Source organism: Pseudolysinimonas sp. 10J20-29, assembly GCF_055809595.1.
This window is the reverse complement of record NZ_CM147917.1, coordinates 309031-329592: the sequence shown is the minus strand read 5'-3', so window position 1 is coordinate 329592 and position 20562 is coordinate 309031. Positions and strand designations below refer to the sequence as shown.

The following is a 20562-nucleotide window of genomic DNA, read 5'->3' as shown; positions in this document are numbered from 1 at the left end:
CTCAGCTCTGAACGAGCGGATCCGTCGGTCCGGCCTCGTCGCCGTTGTCGACGTCCTCCGGGTTCGGCAGGCGCGACAGGAAGCGGAAGAACACGACACCGGCGATAGTGGCCGCGGCTCCGCCCGCCACCAGCGGCAGGGTGATGTCGATGCGCGCGAGCAGCCCGCCGAGGACGGCTCCGAGCGGCATGATCCCCCACAGCAGTGTGCGCCAGCTTCCGTGCACCCGCCCGAGGAGGCGGCCCGGGATGATGCTCTGACGCAGCGACATCACCAGGATGTTCCAGACCAGCAGCGCCATCGCCGAGACGAATCCGCTCACCGCCGCCGCCCACAGCTGGGGCACCAGTCCCGGCAGCACCAGGGACAGGCTCGCGACGATCGTGGCGAGACCCATCGCGCGGCCGGCGCCGAGTCGGTCCTTGAGCGGCTGCGCGAGCGCGCTGCCGACGAGCCCCCCGGCGGCCCCGGTGAGCATGAACACCCCGAACAGCGCCTCGTCGAGGCCGAGGTGATCGACGACGAACAGCACCCAGGTGGCGGTCGCGGCGGTGAAGCACAGCCCCACGAAGCTGCTGAGGAACCACAGGGTCACGAGCATCCGGTTGCCCCAGATGAATCGATAGCCGTCGGCGAACTGCCGATACCAGGGCAGTGCGCTCGGGCCGCTGGCGGCGTACTGGCGCCCCGAGGCGGCGCGCGGCAGGGCGAGTGCGAGTCCCGCGGCGACGGCGAAGGCGGCGACGTTGGTGCCCAGCGGGATCAGCACCGACACCGCGAACAGCAGCGACGTGAACGGTCCGGAGAGGAAGTTCTGCACGATGAGCTCGCCCGCCTCGATGCGCGAGTTGGCCCGCGGCAGCAGCGGCTTCGCCACGATGCTCGGCACGACCGCCCGCACCGAGCCGTCGTAGATGGTCTCGCCGACGCCGTACAGGAAGATGAGGACGTACAGCCAGACGATCGTGAGCGACGAGGTCGCCACGAGCACCAGCAGGCCGAGGGCGAGGATCGCGCGCACCGAGTTCGCCGCGGCGAGCGCCACGCGCCGATCGACCCGGTCGATCAGGATGCCGGCCGGGATCGCGAAGAGCAGCCACGGCAGCATCGAGAGCGCGGCGATGCCGGAGATCAGCACCGGATCGGTGGTCAGCTGCACCGCCAGCAGCGGGGCGGCGATCTTCGCGATCCCGTCGCCGAGACTCGAGGTGAGGTTGGCGGTGAAGAGCTTGGCGAACTCCGGCCCGAGGCGCGTCGGAGCCGCCGCCGGGGCGCCGCTCACCACCGCCCGTGGATGGCGGCGCGCAGGCGACGGTCGTAGAGCTCGCGCACGGCGGCCATGAACTCGCTCCCGAGCGGCGGGACCTCGCCTGCGGCGGCGTTGGCCCGGGCCTGGTCGACGGTGCGGGCGCCCGGGATCACGGTGGTGACGCCCGGCAGCTGCGCGACCCAGGCGAGCGCGGCGGTGGCGGGCTCGAGCCCGCGCGAGGCGGCCAGCTCGGCGAACTCGCGCGCGGCCTCCAGCCCCTCCTCGTAGTCGACGCCCGAGAACGTCTCGCCGACGTCGAAGGCGGAGCCGTCGCGGTTGTAGCTGCGGTGATCGTCGGCGGCGAACGCGGTCTCGCGCGTGTAGCGACCGCTCAGCAGCCCGCTCGCGAGCGGCACGCGGGCGATGACGCCGACGCCCGCGTCGCCCGCCGCGGGCAGCACCTCATCGAGCGGCTTGAGCCGGAACGCGTTGAGGATGATCTGCACGCTCGCCACGTTCGGCCGGGCGATCGCGGTGAGGGCCTGCGAGGTCTCTTCGACGCTCACCCCGTAGGCGGCGATCGCCTTCTCATCGACGAGGGTGTCGAGCGCGTCGAAGACCTCGTCGCTCTCGTAGACGTCGGTCGGCGGGCAGTGCAGCTGCACCAGGTCGAGCGTGTCGACCTCGAGGTTCTGCCGCGAGCGCTCCGTCCAGGCGCGGAAGTGATCGAGCACGTAGTTCTCGCGACGCTGCTCCACACGGCGCCCCATCTTCGTGGCCACCATCACCGGCGCCTCGGGGTTCGCGCGTCGCCAGGCGGCGATCATCCGCTCGCTGCGGCCGTCGCCGTAGACGTCCGCGGTGTCGAAGAAGGTGACTCCCGCCTCGAACGCGGCGTCGAGGATGCGCAGCGCGTCCGCCTCCGAGACATCCCCCCAGTCGGAGCCGAGCTGCCAGGTGCCGAGGCCGATCGCCGAGACGGCGCGGCCGGTCCGGCCGAGAATCCGTGTATCCATAGCGCGAGCCTAACCAGCGGAGGCGGCGCCGGCCGGCATGGCGGAGTCGTGCGTCGCGCGACGCGGGCGCGCCAGAACCGCCGTCGCCACCACGCGCGCCAACCGCGGCCGGACGAGGTGGTCGTTGCCGTCGACCCGGTGCACGGTCACCGAGCGCAGCTGCTCGGCGAGCCGGATCCCGCTCGTGGCGAGGAAGGGATCGAGGGTGCCGTAGACGAGTTCGATGGGCGCGCGCACCGCCGCGAGGTCGCTCACCGTGGTCTGGCTCTCGATCGCGTTCTTCAGCGACAGCGAGAACGCCCGCCAGTTGCGCTCCGAGACCTCGAGCACGTTCTTGATCGGCGAGATCGCCGCCAGCCGCGCGGCGCTGCGCATCGTGAACTCCTTGTGATCGCGCAGGTACTCGTAGGCACGCAGGTACAGGCCGACCGCGGCGCGATCCCACGGGGTGCCGATGCTCTGCGGCGGCAGGTAGATCGGCGGGCTCACCAGCACCAGACGCTCGAGCCGGTTCGGGTACTGCGCGGCGTAGCGGGACGCGATCAGCGATCCCATCGAGTGGCCGACCAGCATGAACGGCTCGCGCCCGACCGTGCTGCGCAGCGTGCGGCGGAGCGCCGCGACATGGTCCTCGACCGTGAATTCGGAATCCTCGGGCGCTGGCGACTCGCCGAAGCCGAGCAGGTCGATCGCGATCACCCGGCGGGTCGGCGTCAGCAGCGGGACGAGGTTCTCGAAGGTGACGGAGGATGAGGCGATCCCGTGCAGCAGCACGACGATCGGCCCCTTCCCCTCGTCGATGGCGACATGGAGAAGGGGCGGTCGTTCGAACAGCTCACGCAACCACCCCATCCCCTCAGCCTAGATCTCTGCTCAACTGTCGCGAAGGTCTTCCTTGTACTCGTTCTTGGCCTTCACCTCGTCGCGGTGCGCCTCGGCCTTCTTCACCTCGGCCTCGGCCTCCAGCTCGTTGACCTTGTCGGAGACGCGCTCCTTCTGCTCGTTGACCCAGTCGCCGACCTTGTCTCCGGTGGCCTCGGCGGCGTCCTTGGCGTCATCCATGAATCCCATGTCATCCTCCTTGTGAGTGGACTTCCGACGGGGCTCGTCTCGTGCCCGCCGTGACCCGACGTTACGGCCCCTCGCACCGCCGCGGACGCGGCTCTCACCCGATTCGAACACGGCACTCAGGCCACCTCCAGCGTCGCCGTCATCGGATCGTGACCTGGCGACGACCGAGTCGCGGGGAACGTTGGGTTCCGCTCGACGGGCCGGATGCCTAACGTGTGACACATGAGGCGAACAGCGATCGGCGGACTGGTTCTGATGGCGGTGCTCGCCCTCGGCGGGTGCAGCGCTCTCGACGCGGGCGAGGAGTCGCTCGCACCCGATCAGGGCGTGGCGGGACCGGTCGAGGCCGACGGCGCCAGCGGCGGCGTGACCGACCGCGAGGCCGCCGACCAGAGCGTCGATCGCTCGATCATCGTCACCGGCTCCGCCGTCGTCACCGTCGAAGATCCGCTGGAGGCCGCCCGCGAGGCGGTGCGCATCGTCGAGCGCATCGGCGGGCGCGTCGACTCGCGCCAGGAGTACGCGCCGACCGAGTTCAGCGGCGGAAGCGCGACGCTCGTGCTGCGCATCCCCGCCGACGAGCTCACCCCGACGCTCGACGAGCTGCGCGAGCTGGGTCGCGCCGACTCCGTCGCGCTGTGGAGCGCCGACGTCACCGTGGAGCGCCAGGACCTGGACGCGCGCATCAACGCCCTGCGCACCTCGATCGAGCGGCTGAACGCGCTCCTGGAGCGCGCCGACAAGATCGCGGACCTGATCGCCCTCGAGGCCGAGATCAGCTCGCGCCAGGGGCAGCTGGAGAGTCTCGAGGCCCAGCAGCGCTACCTGGCCGACCAGGTGAGCATGTCGACGCTGACGCTCGAGCTGCGCAGCGAGCGGACCGCGCCGGACCCCGACCCCGACACCTTCCTCGAAGGTCTCGCCGCGGGCTGGGCTGCGTTCGTCGCCTTCTGGGCCGGCGCCCTCGTCGCGCTCGGCGTGATCGCGCCGTGGCTGGTGTTCCTGGGGCTGCTGGCGTTCGGCATCGTGGTGCTGGTCACGGCGCTGCGACGCCGCTCGGCGCCGTCGGCGGAGTGATCCGCGCCCGGCGAGAGGCGGTAGCGTCGAGGGATGCGCTATCTCCCCTGGGGTCCGAGTCGACGGTGGCGCGGTGAGGTGGTCGAGCCGCCGTTCGCACCGATCACGCTTCCGAACGAGATCATCGCCGCGCTCGACGCGAGTGACAGCGCACCGCCGTTCCTCGGCTCCTCCACCAAGCACTTCGACGATGTCTTCAGTCGGCTCTTCCACGGCTGGGACAACAAGCTGCTCTCCCCCGACGACGCGCGCGCCACGGCGCAGTGGATCGAGGACTGGGCGGCCGAAGAGCCGGGTCGCGAGGGCGGGCTCGGGGTGGCCCGGCGTCTGCGGGCGGCCGCCGAGCACGACTGGTACTTCGACTGGGAGTGACGCTCACGCCGCCGCGCGGATGAGGGCCAGCAGCGCCAGCCCGTACGACTCGGCCGGGTCCTCGCTCTCGAAGCTCTGCACCGTCCCGCCGAGGCGCGCCTCGACGACGTAGCGGGTCGCCCCGCCCGTCTCGGATGCCTCCCGGCGCAGCGACACGAAGGCGCCGCGCAGCAGATCGCGCAGCTGATCCTCGCGCGGCAGCCATACCGCGTCATCCAGCGCGAGCGAGTCGAGCGCCCACTCGGTCGTGCCGTTGAAGCCGAGGATGGTGCCGCTCGGATAGTGGTGCGCCTCGATGGTCATGTCGCTCACCGTGAACACGTCGCCCTCGAAGTCGTCGCGCGCGATCTGGAATGCGTCGCCGGAGACGGGAGCCCACACCACGCCCGCGGCACGAAGCTCGACGGCGAGCGCGGTGGAGATCATGTCTCCATCATGTCGCGCGGGCCCTCACACCGCCGGGGGACGGCACACCAGGACCTCACCCCGCCCGACCAGGTCGATCGGTCCGGCCTGGTGCGCGGCGACCAGCGTGGCCCCCGCCGACACCTCGAGCCCGGTGGTGGTGACGAACTGCCCCTCGGCGATGAGGAGGACAGCGAATCCGGGCTCGAGGCGCGCCCTGCCGTCGACCAGAATCCGGTCGAGGCGGAAGTATTCGTCGGCGGCCTCGGGCAGCACCGAGCCGCTGCGTTGACCTCGCACGATGAGCGCTTCCGGGTCTCGCCCCGTGTGCTCGACCGCGGCGAGGGCACGCTCGAACCCCAGACCGAGGTGCCCGTCGCGGGCGCCGTCGAGTTCGAAGCCGCGCCACTCGAGCAGGATCGAGAGATCTTCGGGCTCCTGCAACTCGAGCAGCAGAATGCCGTCACCGATCGCGTGCAGCACTCCGGGTGGGACGTAGACGGCGTCACCGGGTGCCACCTCGACGCGGTTCAGCAGGCCCAGCAGTCGTTCGGTGTCCTGCGCTGCGACGAGCGCAGCAAGCTCTCCCGGATCCGCATCGGCGCGAAGCCCCAGATGGATCACGCCCGCGGTGAGCAGGTACCAGGCCTCCGCCTTTCCGTGGGCGTGCCCGAGCTCGCGGCGGGCGAAGTCGCCGTCGGGATGCGCATGCACCGGGAGCCGCTGTCCGGCGTCGAGCAGCTTGACCAGCAGCTTCGTGTCCGCGCCGAATCGCGCCACGTGCGCCGGCCCGCACCAGTGCTCCGGGTCGTCGCGGACCGCGTCGGCGAGCAGCGGGCCATCCGGCAGCACGGTCCGGCCGACCGCGGCCTCGCCCGCAACGGTGGTGGTCGACGCGATCCAGTCCTCAGGCTCGAACTCGCCGGCAGCGGGCTCGCCCCGCCAGGCGGTGATCTGCGCCCCGCCGCGGTAGAAGCGACGCGCGGGGCGGTTCGAGGGCAATTGGCTCAGCGTCATGTTGTCGCTCCGGGAACGAGTGCGGCAAGGAACCCTCCGACGAACGCGTCGCCGAGGCCGATGGTCGTCGGCGACGCGACATCGAGTTCGAACGCCGGGATGCAGCGGACGAGAGCCCCGAGCCGCGCCTCCAGCTCCGCAGCGAAGCGCTCGCCACCCGGGTGGCGGGGCGCGTTGACGATCGCGGCGTGCTCGGCGAGCGTCAGGTCGTCGCCGTGTCGGTACCGGGCGCTCGCCATCGCGATTCCGCCGCGCAGCGCCTCGGCGTAGCCCGCCGCGCTGTCGCCGGTCGCGAGAGCCCAGAAGCGAGTGTGCACGACGATGGTGCGCGCCGGGATGAGGGCGCGGATCTCGTCCAGCGCGGCGGAGATCTCCGCCGGGTCCAGGAGGTCGATCCGTCGCCCGAGATAGTTCTGCAGCTCGTCTTCGTTCATGCTCCAGACGTGCACGAGCGGCGCCAGTCGGTCGCGCACCCGCCACCGCAGCTCCGGCACGTGGTAGCCAGCGTCTTCGAAGACGACCGTCGCGGTGCCGGGCAGCCGCTCGGAGTGGCGCAGGACCGCGGCGAGGCGATCCTCCATCACGGCCGGGTCCTGAATCACGTTGAAGCTCGAGAGCAGCAACACCTGTGCCTCGGCGAGCGCCGGGCCGAGGTCCTCGCTGACGACGAGCTCCCGATGCGGCGGGTCGTTGGCGAAGATGATGCGGTTGGACTGCGGCGCGACCACATTGATGGCGCCGCCGCGGATCCGCGTTCCGGCGGGATACTGCACGATCAGGTGCGGGTCGGTCGTCTCAGCATCCGCGCTGCACACGTATCCCACGCCCTCGGGCAGCAGCCGTCGCACATGATCGTCGATGCTGACCAGGTGCAGTGTGCTCGCGACCCCGAGCAGGCGCATCGCGATCGCAGCTCGCACGCAGGTGCCGCCGAGGGTGATCTCCTTCTCGAAGCGCGCCGCGAAGCGCTCGACGATCTCCGACGACGCCACGAAGCGCTCCCCGCCGACACCATCGCGAACGAAGGCGAGAAGGGCGACGAGCAGGTCGCGCTCCGTGCCGATCGGAACGTCGACGGCGAGCTCCTCCGGCGAGATCGCGTATTCGGCCGCGAGGGCCCCGAGCACCTCGGGGTCCCACGCGATTTCGTAGTCGACCGTCCCGCCCATCCCGAGCACGAAGCGCGAGGCGAGCGGGGCGGTCCCGGTGACGACGCTCAATACAGCGAGCCCTTGCCCGCCGCACCGAAGAGCTCGATCTTGTGCGCCGCAACGACCTTCATCGCCGCGATGGCCTCCGGCTGGATCGCGTTCGGCTCACGCAGCTTCGGGTTCGCGAGCACCTCGCGCATCTTGTCGTGGTAGGCGACCTTGATGTCGCTGGAGATGTTGATCTTGTTGACGCCGCGCTTCACGGCGTTGCCGATCTCTTCATCCGGGTTCGCCGAGCCGCCGTGCAGCACGAGCGGGATCCCCACGGCCGCCTTGATCTCCTCCAGCAGATCCAGGCGCAGCGCCGGCTTCTTCTCCGCCGGGTACAGCCCGTGGGAGGTGCCGATGGCGATCGCGAGGCTGTCGACCCCGGTCTGCTCGATGAAGCGCACGGCGTCGTCGGGCTCGGTGTAGATGATCTCGGCGGCGCCGGCTTCGCCGTAGCTGTCGTTGGCGCCGATGGTGCCCAGTTCGCCTTCCACCGAGAGACCGACCGCGTGGGCGGTGTCGACCACGCGCTTGGTGATCGCGACGTTGTCCTCGAACGGAAGCATCGACGCGTTGATCATGACCGAGGTGAAGCCGGCCTGGATCGCGACGAGCATCTGCTCGTAGGTGCCGCCGTGATCCCAGTGGATCGTGACCGGCACGCTCGCGCGGTGCGCGCGGGCGCGCATCGCCTGAATCGAGTCGGTGCCGATGTGGCTGACCTCATCGGGGTGAATCGCGACGATCAACGGCGCATCCAGCTCCTCGCTGATGTCGACGATGCCGTTGAACATCGCGTAGTCGCTGATGTTGAAAGCGGGCACCGCGAAGTTGTGGGCGTTCGCGACCTCGAGAAGGTCCTTACCGTTGATGAGCACTGCGGGTTCTCCTTGTTGTTCGGTGGTGTTGGGTGTGGTGGCTGATCAGCTCTTGACCGACCCGGAGGTCAGCCCGCCGATGAAGTAGCGCTGGAAGAAGAGGAACAGGATCAGCACGGGGATCGACCCGAGGATGCTCATCGCCATCATCTCGTTCCACTCGAACGAGTGCTGACCCATGAGCAGCTGGATGCCGATGGGCACCGTGCGCATGTCGTTGGTGCGGGTGAGCGTCAGCGCGAAGAGGTACTCGTTCCACGCGATCATGAAGGTGTAGACGCCGACCGACACGATGCCGGGGACCGAGATCGGAACCAGGATCCGCCAGAGCGCGGTCATCGATCCCGCCCCGTCGACGCGCACGGCCTCGTCGAGCTCGCGCGGCAGGGTGTTGAAGTAGCCGGTCATCATGATGATCGCGTACGGCAGCGTGAACACCATGTAGGTCAGAATCAGCCCCGGGTAGGTGTTGTAGAGCCCCAGCGTCACGACGAGCCCGAAGTAGGGGATCAGCAGCGTGATCGGCGGCACCGCCTGCACGCTGATGATGATCATGTTGATCGGGCGCTTGAACCGGAAGTCGAAGCGGCTGAAGGCGTAGGCCGCCAGAATCGCGACCACCAGCGTGAGCACCGTGACCGAGCCCGCGACGACGTAGCTGTTGATGAAGAAGCGGATCTTCTCGGGGTCGGTGAGGATGCTGATGTAGGCCTCGAACGAGAAGCTCTCGGTGAGCAGTCGCGGCGGGTACTCGAAGATCTCCGTGTTCGACTTGAACGAGCTCGACAGCATCCAGAGCACCGGCAGTCCGGTGAAGCCGGCACCCAGCAGCAGCGCGGCGAGCACGACGAGCTTGATGCCCATGCGGCGCGTGGTCTTGGTGATCGACATGGTCAGTCCCTCGCCTTCTGGTGGCGCACGTAGAAGAAGGCGAGCACCATCGACATGACGAGCACGAGGACAGCACTGGTGGAGGCGAGCGCGAACTCGTACCGGCTGAACGCGAGCTTGTAGGTGTAGGTGCTCAGCATCTCGGTGACGTTGATCGGGCCGCCGCCGGTCGTCATCCAGATCAACGCGAACTGCTGCGAGGTCCAGATGAGGTCGAGCAGCGCCATGCTGATGATGATCGGTGTCAACTGGGGCAGCGTGACGTTGAAGAACTTCTGGACCGCATTGGCGCCATTGACCGTGGCCGCTTCATACAGGTCGCCCGAGATGCCCTGGAGCCCGGCGAGCAGGCTGATCATGAAGAACGGGTAGCCAGCCCAGATGTTGATGAACGTGACGGCGCCCAGTGCCAGGTCGGGAGACGAGAGCCACTCCGTGCCGCTCTCCGCCAGCCCGAACGTCGTGAGGAGGTAGTTGACCACGCCGTTCGGGTTCAGCAGCAGCCGCCACAGCACGGCGATGATCGCGACGGTGAAGAGCCACGGAAGGATGTAGATCACGCGGAAGATCGAGGTCGTGAATCGGCTCAGCACCCGGTTGTTCAGGAGCATCGCGAAGGTGAGGCCGATCACCAGGTGCGCGATGACGCTCGCGGTGATGAAGAAGATGGTGTTGCCAACGGCCGTGTGGAACACGGGATCGCTCAGGACGATCACGTAGTTCTCGATCCCGACGAAGACGGGATTGCGGTTGGTGATGACGTTGTCGAAGCCCGAGTAGCCGATCACCATCGTGATCGGGACGAGCATGAGCACGATCAGCAGCAGTGCTGTCGGGAAGATGAAGCCGTAGGGCTCGGCCGCCCGCGCGGTCTTGGACCACGTCGGGCGACGGCGAGCGCCACGGGGAGCGAGTGAGGCAGTCACTGCGCGGACCTCCTGGGTTGGGGGGCCGCGCCACGACATCGTGGCGCGGCCCTCGCGTGTTGTTCGCGACGAACGGAGATTAGAACTCAGCGAGCCAGGCGGTCTGAGTCTTCTCGAGCATCTCGTCGACGGTCTGCTCACCGGTGAGCATCAGCTGGAGCTGCTCGTCGAAGAGACGCATCAGCTGCTCCGCCACCGGGAGTCCCGTGAACTCGTTCGCCGGGTAGCCGGCCTGGTAGATCTCGAAGGCCTGCGCGAAGAGCTCATCCGTCTCGACGAAGTCGGGAACCGACTCCGTGTTGCCGGGGAACGCGTTCGCGATCGACGACAGCGTCGAGTTCGTCTCTTCGCTCATCAGGAACTCCACGAGCTTCCAGGCTTCCGCCTTGTGCTCCGAGGATTCGGCGACGCCGATGCCCCACGAGGCGTAGGGGATGCCGCGCTCACCCGAGAATCCGTCCTCGGCCGGGAGGGCCGAGATGCTGAAGCTCAGGTCGGGGTTGGACTCGCGGATCAGGTTGATGTGCGCGAGGGAGTCGATCATCATGCCGACGCGGCCGTTGGTGAACTCCTCGACCTTGTCCTGCTCCTTCATCGTGAGGGCGCCCGGCGCGATGACTCCCGCGTCCCAGAGTCCCTTGATGTATTCGACCGCGCTCGTGACGTCAGCGTTCGTGACGTCCGGCTGTCCGCCGTCGAGCATGCTGCCGCCGGAAGCCCACACCCACGACATGACGTCGTTCTGGATGCCGTTGGGGGCTTCCAGGGACAGCGGCAGGATCCATCCGCTGGTGTTCTCGGCGGTCGCCGCGACAGCCTTGGCCGCGGCCTCGAACTCGCTGCGGGTGCTCGGCGGCGCGTCGATGCCCGCCTCCGCCAGCAGCCCGTCGTTCGTGAACATCGGATAGACGAAGTTGACGACGGGGATCATGTAGGTCGCGCCATCGATCTGGATCTGAGCGGCGAGCTCGCTGTCGTCGTAGCCCTGCTCGGCCATCAGCGAGGTGAGGTCGGCGAGCGCGCCCTGCTTGCTGAAGTCGCTCACCCACGCACCGTCAAGGCCGACCACGTCCGACATCGTGCCGGCTGCGGCCCCCGCGAACAGTTGTTCCTTGGTGGATGCGTACGGACCGCTCAGCAGTTCGACGTTGATGCCGGGGTTAGCCGCCTCGAACTCATCCATCAGTGCGCGGAACGCACCGTCGGGGAGCTCCGGCTCCCACCACTGCGCGAGTTCGATCGTCACCTCGCCGTTCGACGACGAGTCCTCGCTCGCCGTGCAGCCGCTCGTCACGCCGACGACAGCAACAGCGGTGAGTGCACCCAGTGCGGTCAGGGTACGCCGTTTCAAAAGAGCCTCTTTGCTCATGATTCTCCTTAGTGAGGGGTGCGGCATGTCGCTGTTATCTGCGCCATACTGCAACTTCTTGCGAGTTTAGGGCTCTCATTTTGTGATTGTCAATGCCGGTATCCGCATGATGTGCCCACGAACCCCCGAAATACCGCGAAGATCGCTCAGATTGCGCGTGCGCTGTTTTGCTGTTTTTGCCGCATTGAGTGAGATGTTTGGCAAATAACCCGCGAAAGGCGGCAAAGTTGTGCTAGATCTTCTGTCATGAAATCCCCCGAGTCCCTGACGCAGCCGGAGGAAGCGCCGCGTCGGCTCCCCGCCGGGCGCAAGGCGGCCCTCGCCGAATACGTCGCCGAAGTCGGCCAGGTCACGGTCGGCGCACTCGCCGAGCGCTTCGGAGTGTCAATCGACACGGTCCGTCGCGATCTGGACCAGCTCGACACCGACGGCGTGCTGGTCCGAACACACGGCGGCGCGGTGAGCCTCTCCACCTTGCCGCGACCCGATCGCGGCCTGGATGTGCGCCTGCGGCTGCAGACCGAGGAGAAGGAGATCATCGGACAGCTCGCCGCGACCCTCGTCGAAGACGGCTCCGTTGTCATGATCAATGCGGGCACGACGACGCTCGCCGTCGCGCGACACCTGCGCAACCATCGCGATCTGACAATCGCGACGAACAACCTCTTGCTGCCGTCAGAGATCTCACCGAAGGCGTTCCGCGACCTGTACGTCTTCGGCGGGTCTGTCCGGTCCATCACCCAGGCGACGACCGGCCCGGTGAGCTTTCGGGTCTCGCCTGCCGGCGGCGACCTCGACATCCGCTTCGATCTCGCGCTGATCGCCGTGGGCGCCGTGTCCGCCGACAGCGGCTATTCGACCAGCAACTTGGGCGATGCGGCCATGATGAGCGAGATGATGCGTCGTGCCTCCCGCGTCGCCATCCTCGCCGACTCGACCAAGTTCGACCGACGCCTGTTCGCGCAGGTCGGCGACCTCGGCGACGCCGACTACTTCGTCTGCGACACCGCCCCCGGACCCGAGCTCACCGCCGCCCTCAAGAACCACGACGTGACGGTGCTCGCCCCCTCGAACTGATCGACGCGGCTCAGCGCCGCCCCGCCTCCGGGTCAGGCCTGCCGCCTACACGACGCGAATCGCCGCCTTGCCCGAGATTCGGCCGGCGATCAGGTCGGCCATCGCGCGCGGCGCGTCAGCGAGCGGATAGACCGCGCCAAGGGCCGGGGTGATCGTGCCCGCCGCGAGCAGCTCGCCGAGGCGCTCGATGCTGCCCTGGTCTTCGGTCGAGAGCATCCCCGTGATCGTCTGCGAGCAGAACAGCCCGTGCAGCGGAGAGAGCAGCTGACGCTGCGCACCGCCGAGCGGCCCGCGACCGCCTTCGCCGCCGACCAGCACCGCGGTGCCGTGCGGGGTGAGGAGTCGCCGCAGGGCTCCGACCTTGGTTCGCCCGTTGATGTCGATGATCAGGTCGAAGCGCTCCGAGAGCGAGGCGATGTCGGTCACGGCGTAGTCGAGAACCGCGGCGGCGCCGAGGTCGCGCACGAGCTTGCGCTTGGCCGCGCTCGCGACGCCGGTCACGCGGGCCCCGGCCGCTGCGGCGAGCTGCACCGCGAAGCTGCCGACTCCGCCGGAGGCGCCGATGATGAGCACACGCTGTCCCGGTGCGACGCCGCCCCGGTCGTGGACCGCCTGCAGAGCGGTGAGCCCGGAAACGGGTGTCACCGCGGCCTGCTCGAAGGTGACACCGGCGGGCTTCTTCGCCAGCTTCGCCTCGGTCGCGACGGCGTACTCGGCGAAGCTGCCTCGGGCGATGCCGAAGACCTCGTCGCCGACCGCGAACCGGGTCACGTCGTCGCCGACGGCGACGACGACTCCGGCGACGTCGATGCCGAGCACGGGCTCCTTGGGTCGGCCGAGGCCGAACATCATCCGCACGACGAACGGCTCGCCCGCCATGAGGTGCCAGGTGCCTCGGTCGAGGCCGCCCGCGTGCACCTTCACGAGCACCTCTGCGGGTCCGGGCGACGGCACCGGCAGGGTGTCGAGCCCCAGCACCTCCGGGCCGCCGTAGCGGTGCTGGGTGATGGCGGTCATCGTCGAGGTCGCCAGGGCGCCGTCGGTGCTCGTGGAGTGCTGCGTGGTCATCTCTCGTCCTCGTCTCGGTCATGCGGCGGGGGCCGCGTCGGGAATGTCGTACTAAGTACGTGATGCCGGATACGATATCCGTACAAAGTACGAACGTCAAGACCTCGGCAGAGGAGAACCGATGCCAGCGCCCCGGGCCGGCCGCGAACTCGACCGCGCGCGCGTGATCCGCGGCGCCGTGGAACTCGCCGATGACATCGGCGTCGACGCGCTGAGCATCCGCCGTCTCGCCGAGCGCCTCGGCGTCGGGCCGATGACGATCTACCACTACGTCGACGGCAAAGAGGCGATCATCGACGGCATGGTCGCCGCGGTGTTCGCCGAGATCACCCTGCCCTCCCCCGAACTCCCCTGGCAGGACGCGATCCGCGCCCGCAGCCGCTCGGCCCGGGCCGCTCTGCGTCGCCACCCCTGGGCCGCGCCGCTGATGGAGTCACGACGGGCGCCGCACCCTGGGATCCTCGCCCACCATGAGTCCGTTCTCGCGGTGTGGCTGGCCGCGGGATTCCCGCTGGCGCTCGTCGCCCACGCGGCCGCCGCCCTCGACGCGTTCGTCGCTGGCTTCGCCCTGCACGAGGCCGCCCTGCCGCGAGGCCAGCCCGACGACGAGGTCGACCGCTCGTTCGAGTTCGGGCTCGACGTGATCCTCGACGCGCTCGAGCGAGCAGGCATCGCCGTCCCCCTGACACAGCAGAACGCCCCGTGCGCACACGGGGCGTTCTGTGACGTTGTCAGGATGTGGACCCTAGGAGATTCGAACTCCTGACCTCCTCGATGCGAACGAGGCGCGCTACCAACTGCGCCAAGGGCCCGAAAACAACCTCGTCAGAATACCACTTGCAGACCGCTGATTCGAACCGCGCCCTTCCGGGACCTTGGACTCTCGCCCCGCGACCCGGCGCCACCTAGCGTGGGGACCGCGGCCACGACGCTGATGATGCCCGGAAAGGAGCCATCCCCGGTGACACCCGACGAGAACACCGCCTGGCACGAACTCGAGGTCGCCGACGCGCTCGATCGACTCGACTCCTCGGCACTCGGCCTCAGCCCGGCGGAGGCCGCCGCCCGCCTGGAGCGCGACGGCCCCAACGAGCTGCGCACCAGCGACATCGAGCGCTGGCCGACGACTCTCGCCCGCCAGTTCAGCAGCCTGATCATCCAGATCCTCGTCGCCTCGGTGATCGTCACCGCGATCCTGCAGCGCTGGGTCGACGCGATCGCGATCGGCATCGCCGTGCTCCTCGACATCACCCTCGGCTACGCCCAGGAGCGCAAGGCCGCCCGTGATGTCGCCGCCCTCCGCGAGTTCACGGTGCTGCGCTGCCGGGTCCGCCGCGGCGGCGGCGTCCGCGCCGTGAACGCCTCCACGCTCGTGGTCGGCGACCTCGTCGTGCTGGAGTCCGGCGACCGCGTCCCCGCCGACCTGCGACTGCTGGATGCCAACCAGCTGCGCATCGACGAGTCGCTGCTCACCGGCGAGTCCCTTCCCGTCGCGAAGTCGACGACGGCGCTCGACGCCGCGACTCCCCTGGCCGAGCGCTCCGGCATGGCGTGGAGCGGCACCCTCGTCGTGGCCGGTCGCGCGCTCGGGCTGGTCGTCGCGACCGGGGCCCGCACCGCGATCGGCGAGATCGACTCGATGGTGCGCGCCTCCGACACCCCGACCCCGCTGCAGCGCCTCATGCGCCGCTTCGAGAGTCGGCTCGGCATCGCGGTCGGCATCGCCGCCCTCATCACGCTCGGCGGCTCGCTGCTCACCGGGCTGAGCTTCGCCGACTCGTTCCTGCAGGCGGTCGCCCTCGCCGTCGCCGCGATCCCTGAAGGGCTGCCGGTGGTGCTGACCATCGCACTGAGCCTGGGGGTGTCGCGCATGGCACGGCACCGGGCGCTCGTGCGCACCCTCCCGGCGGTCGAGGCGCTCGGCTCGACCACGGTCATCGCCTCCGACAAGACCGGAACGATGACCATCAACCGGATGACCGTCGAGCGCGTCTGGACCGCCCGCGACGAGGTCGACGCCGGGCTCCTGAGCCTTCCCGACACGCAGCTGCCGGCCGGCTGCCGGCGGGTCGCGCAGGTCGGCGCGCTCAGCAACGACGCCCGGCGCGACCCGGAGAGCGGCGAGGTCATCGGCGATCCGGTCGACGTCGCCCTGGCCGAACTGGCGCTCGCCCGTGGCGCCGTCTCCGCCGACGGCTTCGACGCCCCCTCGCTCGCCCACCTCCCCTACGAGCCGGAGCATCGCCGGTCGACCACGGTGACCGCCGACGGCGACGCGCACGTCGTGCTCGTCAAGGGCGCCCCCGACCTGCTGCTCGGACTCTCGACCTGGATGACCGGGCCCGAGGGGCGCGAACCGCTCGACCGCGACCGCGTGCTCGCCGCCCACGACGCCATGGCCGAGGACGGCATGCGGGTGCTCGCCGTCGCCGAGCGTCGACTCGCGCCCGGGGAGTCCGCCCACGACGCCCTCGCCTCGCTCGACGACCTCGAGTTCGTGGGGCTGCTCGGCATGAGCGACCCGCCGCGCCCGGGCGTCGCCGAGGCGATCGCCGCGTGCCGTCGCGCGGGCATCCTCGTCATGATGGTGACCGGCGATCACCCCAGCACCGCGGCCGCGATCGGGCGCCGTCTCGGTCTGGGGAACATCGGGAAGCCGGTGACCGGCGCCGACCTCGACGCGCTCGACGATGCGGCGCTGGTGGAGCGTCTGCGCTCGTCGCGGATCGCGGCGCGCGTCACGCCGCGCGACAAGCTGCGCATCGTCCGCGCCCTCGAAGCGGCGGGAGAGATCGTCGCGGTCACCGGCGACGGCGTCAACGACGCCCCCGCGCTGAAGGCCGCGTCGCTCGGCGTCGCGATGGGCCGTTCGGGCACCGACGTCGCGCGCGATGCCGCCGACATGGTGCTCACCGACGACAACTTCTCGACGATCGTCTCGGCGGTGCGCGAGGGTCGGGTGACCTTCGCCGCCGTGCAGAAGGCCACCTTCTTCCTGATCTCGACGGGTGTCGCCGCCCTGGTCGCGGTCATGGGCAACCTGCTCTTCGACTCGCCGCTGCTGTTCCTGCCGGTGCAGATGATCTGGTTCAACCTCGTCTCCAACGGCGTGCAGGATGTCGGGCTCGCCTTCGAGCGCGGTGAGGGCGACGAGCTGGAGCGCCCGCCCCGCTCCCCCGAGGCGGGGCTGCTCACCCGGCGCCTGTGGACGCGCATCGCCATCACCGCCGTCTGGATGGGCGGACTCGTGCTCGCGTCGTTCCAGGTGATGCTCGCCAGCGGCGCCGAGCTCGAGGTCGCCCGCACCTTCGCGCTGACGGTGTTCGCATTCCTCAACCTGTTCCAGACCTTCAACTCGCGGTCGGCCAGCCGGTCGGTGTTCCGCCAGGCGCCCTGGGGAAACCGGCTGCTGCTGGCCGCCGCGCTCGGCACGCTGACGCTGCACGTCATCGCCGTCATGTCGCCGTTCGGCGGGCTCGTGCTGGGCCTGGCGCCGCTGACGACGCCGATGTGGCTGACCGCCGCCGCGCTCGGCACGAGCGTGCTCGGCGTCGTCGAGTTCGACAAGTGGCTGCTGCGTCGGCAGCTGCGCGCCGCGGCGGGTCGCTAGCCGACGTTGCGGCGGCGGCGCAGAACCTCGTCGAGGTCGGGAGCCGACACCGGGGCGTCGTCGACGATCCCCATTCGCGCGTAGCGGCTCGGCGGCGCCGACTTCGACGCGGCGGGCCGCGACGAGAACTGCACGACCTCGGGTTCGGCGGCCGCCTCGCGCAGGGCGCGTTCCGCCTCCGCCGCCGCCGCGCGCAGCAGTGCGGCCGAGTCCATCGTGGGCGCCCCCAGCGTCGGACGCACCCGCGCGGAGTGCGGGTGCTCGACGTAGATCGGCTTCGGCAGCGGCACCGGCGTCCACGCGCGCTGCTCGGGGGCGACGTCGAGGGGCACGTTGACCGGCCGCGCGACGCGGGGCGCGCTCGGCACCACGCGGCGCACGCTCGCCAGGCGCACCCGGACGCGCGCCTGAACGACGAACGAGGCCATCCCGGCGACGGCGCATCCCGCGAGCAGCACCACCGCGCCGGGCGCGAACCCGGCGGTCGCGCTCACGCCGAGCTGGACCCCGGCGAGCACCACCGCCGCGAGCAGCACGAGGCCGGCGGCACGGCGCGTCCGGCGCAGACGCTGGGTGAGCGAGATCATGCCGTCGCGGGGCGCCGAGACGGTGCGGGCGCGGATCTTGTCGGTCTGGGTGCGGGCCTGCTCGATCTCACGCTGCGCGCGGGCGGCGGCTTCGGCCTCCCGCAGGGCGGCGCGCGCGGCCTGGCGCTCCAGGGCGAGCCGGATGCGCTCCTGCTTGGCCGCCTCGTGGATGCTCGCCTCGACCCGCACCGTGTCCGGCACCTCGGCCGCCTCGGCCAGGACGCGCATCGTCTGCTGCAGTCGGGTCGCCGTGCGCTCCGTGGCGAGGTACTCGCGGCGCCGAATCCAGCTCGGAACGAAGTAGAAGAACCACAGCAGAGCAGAGGCGGCCAGCATGACCGTCGTCCCTGCCCCTGTGAGGTCCATGCCACGAGGGTACGGAGCGCGACACGCGACCGCCTGAAGGCGCGCGGCACGAAGCCTGGTACTCGCCTGGCAATATGATCCAGCTACGGCCCCTGCCGCACTCTCGAGCATTGATTGGAGATCGGCATGGCCGACCTGACGCCGGAACCCTCCCCTGCCCCGAGGCGCCTCGCCTCGCTGTTCGGCAACGTCGAACTGGTCATCGTGATCCTGCTCGGCATCGTCTCGGTGACGACCGCCTACGCCTCGTTCCAGGCGGCGCTGTACGACAGCAGCATGGCGGGCAGCTACTCGAAGGGGCAGGCCGCTCAGACCGAGGCCGAGTCGCTCTATCTGGAGGCCAACCAGCAGTACATCCAGGATGTGCAGACCTGGGGCCGCCTGACCGAGCTGAGCATCGAGATGGACAGCTCGGATGCCGAGCTCGCCGCCGCGGCCGACGCCAAGTTCGACACCCTCTACTTCGTCTCCGTCGGCGAGGACCTCGACGCGGCGATCATCTGGTCGCAGGAGCAGAACGACGCCGACCCGGACACCTACACCAGCCCCTTCGACTCCGAGGACTACGAGGCGGCGCTGTTCGGCGCCTGGGCCGAGCTCGACGCGCAGAGCGCCACCTACCTCGCCGACGGCGACGCGGCCAACTCGCTCAGCGACCGCCTGACCCTCAACACCGTGCTGATGGCGATCACGCTGTTCCTGCTGGGTGTCGCCGCCGTGCTGGCGCAGCGCCGCATGCAGTACATCCTGATCGCGGTCGGCGGGACGATCTACGTGCTCGCGCTCGGGCTGACGCTCGCGATCCCGTTCATCTCGCTGTAGCGCTCAGCCGAAGCGCAGCGGCGCCTGGGCGAGATGCCGGTCGGCGTCGGGCACCCGCCCGGCGCCGGCGGGCACCTTGCCGTCGAGCCAGCGGCGCAGCACGCCCTGCGGCACCTCCTCGACGGTGAGGGCGAAGCAGAAGTGGTCGCGCCAGTCGCCGTTGATGTGAATGAACCGGCGCCGCAGTCCCTCGTAGCGGAAGCCGAGCTTCTCGACCACCCGCAGCGAGGCGGCGTTCTCGGGACGGATGCAGATCTCCATCCGGTGCAGCCCGACGCCGAAGAAGCAGTGGTCGGTCGCCAGGGCGACCGCGGTCGGCGTCACGTTGCGCCCCGCCGCGCGTTCCGCCACCCAGTAGCCGATCGTCGCCGAGGACAGCGATCCGTAGCTGATCCCGGAGATGTTCAGCTGGCCGACGAAATCGCCCTCAAGCTCGACCGCGAACGGCAGACCCGATCCGGCGCGTGCGTTGGACAGCAGGGAGCGGATTCCCGCACGGGTGTCGAACGACAGCGGACCGTGCGGGTTGGTCGCCTCCCAGGGGCGCAGCCAGCGGCGGTTGGCGATCAGCTCACGCTCCAGGGCGCGCGCATCCCGCACGCGAATGGGGCGGATCGTGACCTCGCCCTCACGCAGCGTCGGAATACTGCTCACTCGGTCAGCGTAGCGGCGAACTCTTTGAGCCAGGGGCGGAAGTCGGGACCCAGGTCGGAGCGGTCGCTCGCGAGCTGCACGATCGCCTTCAGGTAGTCGAGCTTGTCGCCCGTGTCGTAGCGCCGCCCGCGGAACACGACACCGTAGACGCCGCCGAGGTTCTCGGTGTCGGCCGCCATCTCCTGCAGCGCGTCGGTGAGCTGGATCTCGTTGCCCTTGCCGGGCGCCGTGTGCTCGAGCACGTCGAACACCTCGGGGCGCAGCACGTAGCGTCCGATGATCGCCAGGTTCGACGGCGCCTCCCCGGCCGGGGGCTTCTCGACCATGCCGGTGATCCGCACCACGTCGTCTTCCTCGGTGCCCTCCACCGTCGCGATGCCGTACAGGTGCGTCGCGCTCGGGTCGACCTCGAGCAGAGCGACCACAGAGGTGTTGCGCTCCTGCTGCACCTCGAGCATGCGGCTGAGCAGCACGTCGCGGTCGTCGATGATGTCGTCGCCGAGCAGCACCGCGAACGGCTCGTGGCCGACGTGCATCTTGGCGCGCAGCACCGCGTGCCCGAGACCCTTCGGGTCGCCCTGGCGCACGTAGTGCACGTCGGCGAGGTCGGTGGCGTACTTGACCTTCGCGAGCTTGGCGGTGTCGCCCTTGTCCATGAGGATCTGCTCGAGCTCGCCGACGCGGTCGAAGTGGTTCTCGAGCGCGTTCTTGTTGCGCCCGGTGATCATAAGCACATCGTGGAGGCCGGCCGCGACCGCCTCCTGCACGACGTACTGGATGGCCGGAGCATCCACGACCGGCAGCATCTCCTTCGGCATGGCTTTCGTGGCCGGGAGGAAGCGGGTGCCCATTCCGGCAGCGGGAATGACGGCCTTGGTGATCCGTGAAGTCATGCCGACAAGGTTATC

21 protein-coding genes and 1 tRNA gene are annotated in these 20562 nt (G+C 69.6%); 6 read left to right on the top strand and 16 right to left on the bottom strand.

Annotated elements, in window-relative coordinates; all coding sequences use genetic code 11:
• Position 1: 1 nt before the first annotated feature.
• The 4 genes from AC0L6Y_RS01700 to AC0L6Y_RS01685 are packed head-to-tail and all read right to left on the bottom strand — an operon-like array spanning position 2 to position 3336.
• Entirely contained in the window at positions 2–1282 is a 1281-nt protein-coding gene (locus tag AC0L6Y_RS01700) for an MFS transporter (RefSeq protein WP_473554089.1), read from the bottom strand.
• Positions 1279–2265 carry an aldo/keto reductase gene (locus AC0L6Y_RS01695; protein ID WP_473554085.1) on the bottom strand — a complete coding sequence of 329 codons (987 nt, stop codon included), beginning with the start codon at positions 2263–2265 and terminating at the stop codon, positions 1279–1281. Before AC0L6Y_RS01695 ends, AC0L6Y_RS01700 begins: the two co-directional genes overlap by 4 nt.
• A 9-nt stretch (positions 2266–2274) precedes the next feature.
• On the bottom strand, positions 2275–3117 hold the full coding sequence (locus tag AC0L6Y_RS01690; RefSeq protein WP_473554081.1) for an alpha/beta fold hydrolase: 843 nt from the start codon (positions 3115–3117) through the stop codon (positions 2275–2277).
• A gap of 21 nt (positions 3118–3138) precedes the next feature.
• On the bottom strand, positions 3139–3336 hold the full coding sequence (locus AC0L6Y_RS01685; protein ID WP_473554077.1) for a hypothetical protein: 198 nt from the start codon (positions 3334–3336) through the stop codon (positions 3139–3141).
• A 222-nt stretch (positions 3337–3558) separates the two neighbouring features.
• Between AC0L6Y_RS01685 and AC0L6Y_RS01680 the strand changes: the two genes are divergently transcribed.
• Together AC0L6Y_RS01680 and AC0L6Y_RS01675 are read left to right on the top strand one after the other, a co-directional pair.
• Positions 3559–4413 carry a DUF4349 domain-containing protein gene (locus tag AC0L6Y_RS01680; protein ID WP_473554073.1) on the top strand — a complete coding sequence of 285 codons (855 nt, stop codon included), beginning with the start codon at positions 3559–3561 and terminating at the stop codon, positions 4411–4413.
• A 33-nt stretch (positions 4414–4446) separates the two neighbouring features.
• The gene (locus AC0L6Y_RS01675) at positions 4447–4785 is read left to right on the top strand and encodes a hypothetical protein (protein WP_473554069.1); all 339 of its coding nucleotides are present in this window, start codon (positions 4447–4449) and stop codon (positions 4783–4785) included.
• Positions 4786–4788: 3 nt separating this feature from the next.
• On the opposite strand, the gene AC0L6Y_RS01670 is transcribed toward AC0L6Y_RS01675, so the two are convergent.
• The 7 genes from AC0L6Y_RS01670 to AC0L6Y_RS01640 all read right to left on the bottom strand — a co-directional run bounded on the left by AC0L6Y_RS01670 (position 4789) and on the right by AC0L6Y_RS01640 (position 11470).
• Positions 4789–5211, bottom strand: coding sequence for a pilus assembly protein CpaE (locus AC0L6Y_RS01670; protein ID WP_473554066.1), 423 nt, complete (start codon positions 5209–5211; stop codon positions 4789–4791).
• Positions 5212–5235: 24 nt separating this feature from the next.
• Positions 5236–6207 carry a class I mannose-6-phosphate isomerase gene (locus AC0L6Y_RS01665; RefSeq protein ID WP_473554064.1) on the bottom strand — a complete coding sequence of 324 codons (972 nt, stop codon included), beginning with the start codon at positions 6205–6207 and terminating at the stop codon, positions 5236–5238.
• Positions 6204–7427 carry an ADP-dependent glucokinase/phosphofructokinase gene (locus AC0L6Y_RS01660; protein WP_473554060.1) on the bottom strand — a complete coding sequence of 408 codons (1224 nt, stop codon included), beginning with the start codon at positions 7425–7427 and terminating at the stop codon, positions 6204–6206. The genes AC0L6Y_RS01665 and AC0L6Y_RS01660 overlap by 4 nt, the downstream gene beginning before the upstream one ends.
• Positions 7424–8284, bottom strand: a complete 861-nt coding sequence (locus AC0L6Y_RS01655; protein ID WP_473554058.1) for a ketose-bisphosphate aldolase — start codon at positions 8282–8284, stop codon at positions 7424–7426. Before AC0L6Y_RS01655 ends, AC0L6Y_RS01660 begins: the two co-directional genes overlap by 4 nt.
• Positions 8285–8329: 45 nt before the next feature.
• On the bottom strand, positions 8330–9175 hold the full coding sequence (locus AC0L6Y_RS01650) for a carbohydrate ABC transporter permease (protein ID WP_473554055.1): 846 nt from the start codon (positions 9173–9175) through the stop codon (positions 8330–8332).
• Between the two features lie 2 nt (positions 9176–9177).
• A complete protein-coding gene (locus AC0L6Y_RS01645) occupies positions 9178–10101 on the bottom strand; it encodes a carbohydrate ABC transporter permease (RefSeq protein WP_473554051.1) in 924 nt (307 codons plus the stop codon).
• Positions 10102–10180: 79 nt separating this feature from the next.
• Positions 10181–11470: an ABC transporter substrate-binding protein gene (locus AC0L6Y_RS01640; RefSeq protein WP_473554047.1), complete on the bottom strand. Its 1290-nt coding sequence runs from the start codon at positions 11468–11470 to the stop codon at positions 10181–10183.
• A 246-nt stretch (positions 11471–11716) separates the two neighbouring features.
• Here AC0L6Y_RS01640 and AC0L6Y_RS01635 point away from each other — a divergent pair, with 246 nt between their 5' ends.
• Positions 11717–12547, top strand: coding sequence for a DeoR/GlpR family DNA-binding transcription regulator (locus AC0L6Y_RS01635; RefSeq protein WP_473554045.1), 831 nt, complete (start codon positions 11717–11719; stop codon positions 12545–12547).
• Between the two features lie 45 nt (positions 12548–12592).
• Here AC0L6Y_RS01635 and AC0L6Y_RS01630 read toward each other — a convergent pair whose 3' ends face one another.
• Positions 12593–13615 (bottom strand): NAD(P)-dependent alcohol dehydrogenase, encoded by a 1023-nt coding sequence (locus tag AC0L6Y_RS01630; protein ID WP_473554042.1) that lies wholly within the window; start codon positions 13613–13615, stop codon positions 12593–12595.
• 121 nt (positions 13616–13736) lie between these two features.
• Here AC0L6Y_RS01630 and AC0L6Y_RS01625 point away from each other — a divergent pair, with 121 nt between their 5' ends.
• Positions 13737–14381: a TetR/AcrR family transcriptional regulator gene (locus tag AC0L6Y_RS01625; protein ID WP_473554040.1), complete on the top strand. Its 645-nt coding sequence runs from the start codon at positions 13737–13739 to the stop codon at positions 14379–14381.
• Here AC0L6Y_RS01625 and AC0L6Y_RS01620 read toward each other — a convergent pair.
• A tRNA-Ala gene (locus AC0L6Y_RS01620) sits at positions 14355–14427 on the bottom strand. The two genes, AC0L6Y_RS01625 and AC0L6Y_RS01620, sit on opposite strands and share 27 nt — an antisense overlap.
• A 149-nt stretch (positions 14428–14576) precedes the next feature.
• On the opposite strand from AC0L6Y_RS01620, the gene AC0L6Y_RS01615 reads away from it, so the two are divergent.
• Positions 14577–17225, top strand: coding sequence for a cation-translocating P-type ATPase (locus tag AC0L6Y_RS01615; protein ID WP_473554037.1), 2649 nt, complete (start codon positions 14577–14579; stop codon positions 17223–17225).
• Here AC0L6Y_RS01615 and AC0L6Y_RS01610 read toward each other — a convergent pair.
• The gene (locus AC0L6Y_RS01610; RefSeq protein WP_473554034.1) at positions 17222–18178 is read right to left on the bottom strand and encodes a hypothetical protein; all 957 of its coding nucleotides are present in this window, start codon (positions 18176–18178) and stop codon (positions 17222–17224) included. The two genes, AC0L6Y_RS01615 and AC0L6Y_RS01610, sit on opposite strands and share 4 nt — an antisense overlap.
• Before the next feature lie 126 nt (positions 18179–18304).
• On the opposite strand from AC0L6Y_RS01610, the gene AC0L6Y_RS01605 reads away from it, so the two are divergent.
• Positions 18305–19000, top strand: coding sequence for a hypothetical protein (locus AC0L6Y_RS01605; protein ID WP_473554031.1), 696 nt, complete (start codon positions 18305–18307; stop codon positions 18998–19000).
• 3 nt (positions 19001–19003) lie between these two features.
• On the opposite strand, the gene AC0L6Y_RS01600 is transcribed toward AC0L6Y_RS01605, so the two are convergent.
• Positions 19004–19654 carry a GNAT family N-acetyltransferase gene (locus AC0L6Y_RS01600; RefSeq protein ID WP_473554028.1) on the bottom strand — a complete coding sequence of 217 codons (651 nt, stop codon included), beginning with the start codon at positions 19652–19654 and terminating at the stop codon, positions 19004–19006.
• Positions 19651–20547 carry a UTP--glucose-1-phosphate uridylyltransferase GalU gene (gene galU / locus AC0L6Y_RS01595; RefSeq protein WP_473554025.1) on the bottom strand — a complete coding sequence of 299 codons (897 nt, stop codon included), beginning with the start codon at positions 20545–20547 and terminating at the stop codon, positions 19651–19653. Before galU ends, AC0L6Y_RS01600 begins: the two co-directional genes overlap by 4 nt.
• Between the last annotated feature and the right edge of the window lie 15 nt (positions 20548–20562).

Bases quoted from the DNA above. Each gene is read 5' to 3' on its own strand.
- AC0L6Y_RS01690 (WP_473554081.1), bottom strand. From the start codon at position 3,117: ATGGGGTGGTTGCGTGAGCTGTTCGAACGACCGCCCCTTCTCCATGTC.
- AC0L6Y_RS01695 (WP_473554085.1), bottom strand. From the start codon at position 2,265: ATGGATACACGGATTCTCGGCCGGACCGGCCGCGCCGTCTCGGCGATC.
- AC0L6Y_RS01670 (WP_473554066.1), bottom strand. From the start codon at position 5,211: ATGATCTCCACCGCGCTCGCCGTCGAGCTTCGTGCCGCGGGCGTGGTG.
- galU (WP_473554025.1), bottom strand. From the start codon at position 20,547: ATGACTTCACGGATCACCAAGGCCGTCATTCCCGCTGCCGGAATGGGC.
- AC0L6Y_RS01685 (WP_473554077.1), bottom strand. From the start codon at position 3,336: ATGGGATTCATGGATGACGCCAAGGACGCCGCCGAGGCCACCGGAGAC.
- AC0L6Y_RS01675 (WP_473554069.1), top strand. From the start codon at position 4,447: ATGCGCTATCTCCCCTGGGGTCCGAGTCGACGGTGGCGCGGTGAGGTG.
- AC0L6Y_RS01610 (WP_473554034.1), bottom strand. From the start codon at position 18,178: ATGGACCTCACAGGGGCAGGGACGACGGTCATGCTGGCCGCCTCTGCT.
- AC0L6Y_RS01650 (WP_473554055.1), bottom strand. From the start codon at position 9,175: ATGTCGATCACCAAGACCACGCGCCGCATGGGCATCAAGCTCGTCGTG.
- AC0L6Y_RS01630 (WP_473554042.1), bottom strand. From the start codon at position 13,615: ATGACCACGCAGCACTCCACGAGCACCGACGGCGCCCTGGCGACCTCG.
- AC0L6Y_RS01635 (WP_473554045.1), top strand. From the start codon at position 11,717: ATGAAATCCCCCGAGTCCCTGACGCAGCCGGAGGAAGCGCCGCGTCGG.
- AC0L6Y_RS01665 (WP_473554064.1), bottom strand. From the start codon at position 6,207: ATGACGCTGAGCCAATTGCCCTCGAACCGCCCCGCGCGTCGCTTCTAC.
- AC0L6Y_RS01625 (WP_473554040.1), top strand. From the start codon at position 13,737: ATGCCAGCGCCCCGGGCCGGCCGCGAACTCGACCGCGCGCGCGTGATC.
- AC0L6Y_RS01605 (WP_473554031.1), top strand. From the start codon at position 18,305: ATGGCCGACCTGACGCCGGAACCCTCCCCTGCCCCGAGGCGCCTCGCC.
- AC0L6Y_RS01680 (WP_473554073.1), top strand. From the start codon at position 3,559: ATGAGGCGAACAGCGATCGGCGGACTGGTTCTGATGGCGGTGCTCGCC.
- AC0L6Y_RS01640 (WP_473554047.1), bottom strand. From the start codon at position 11,470: ATGAGCAAAGAGGCTCTTTTGAAACGGCGTACCCTGACCGCACTGGGT.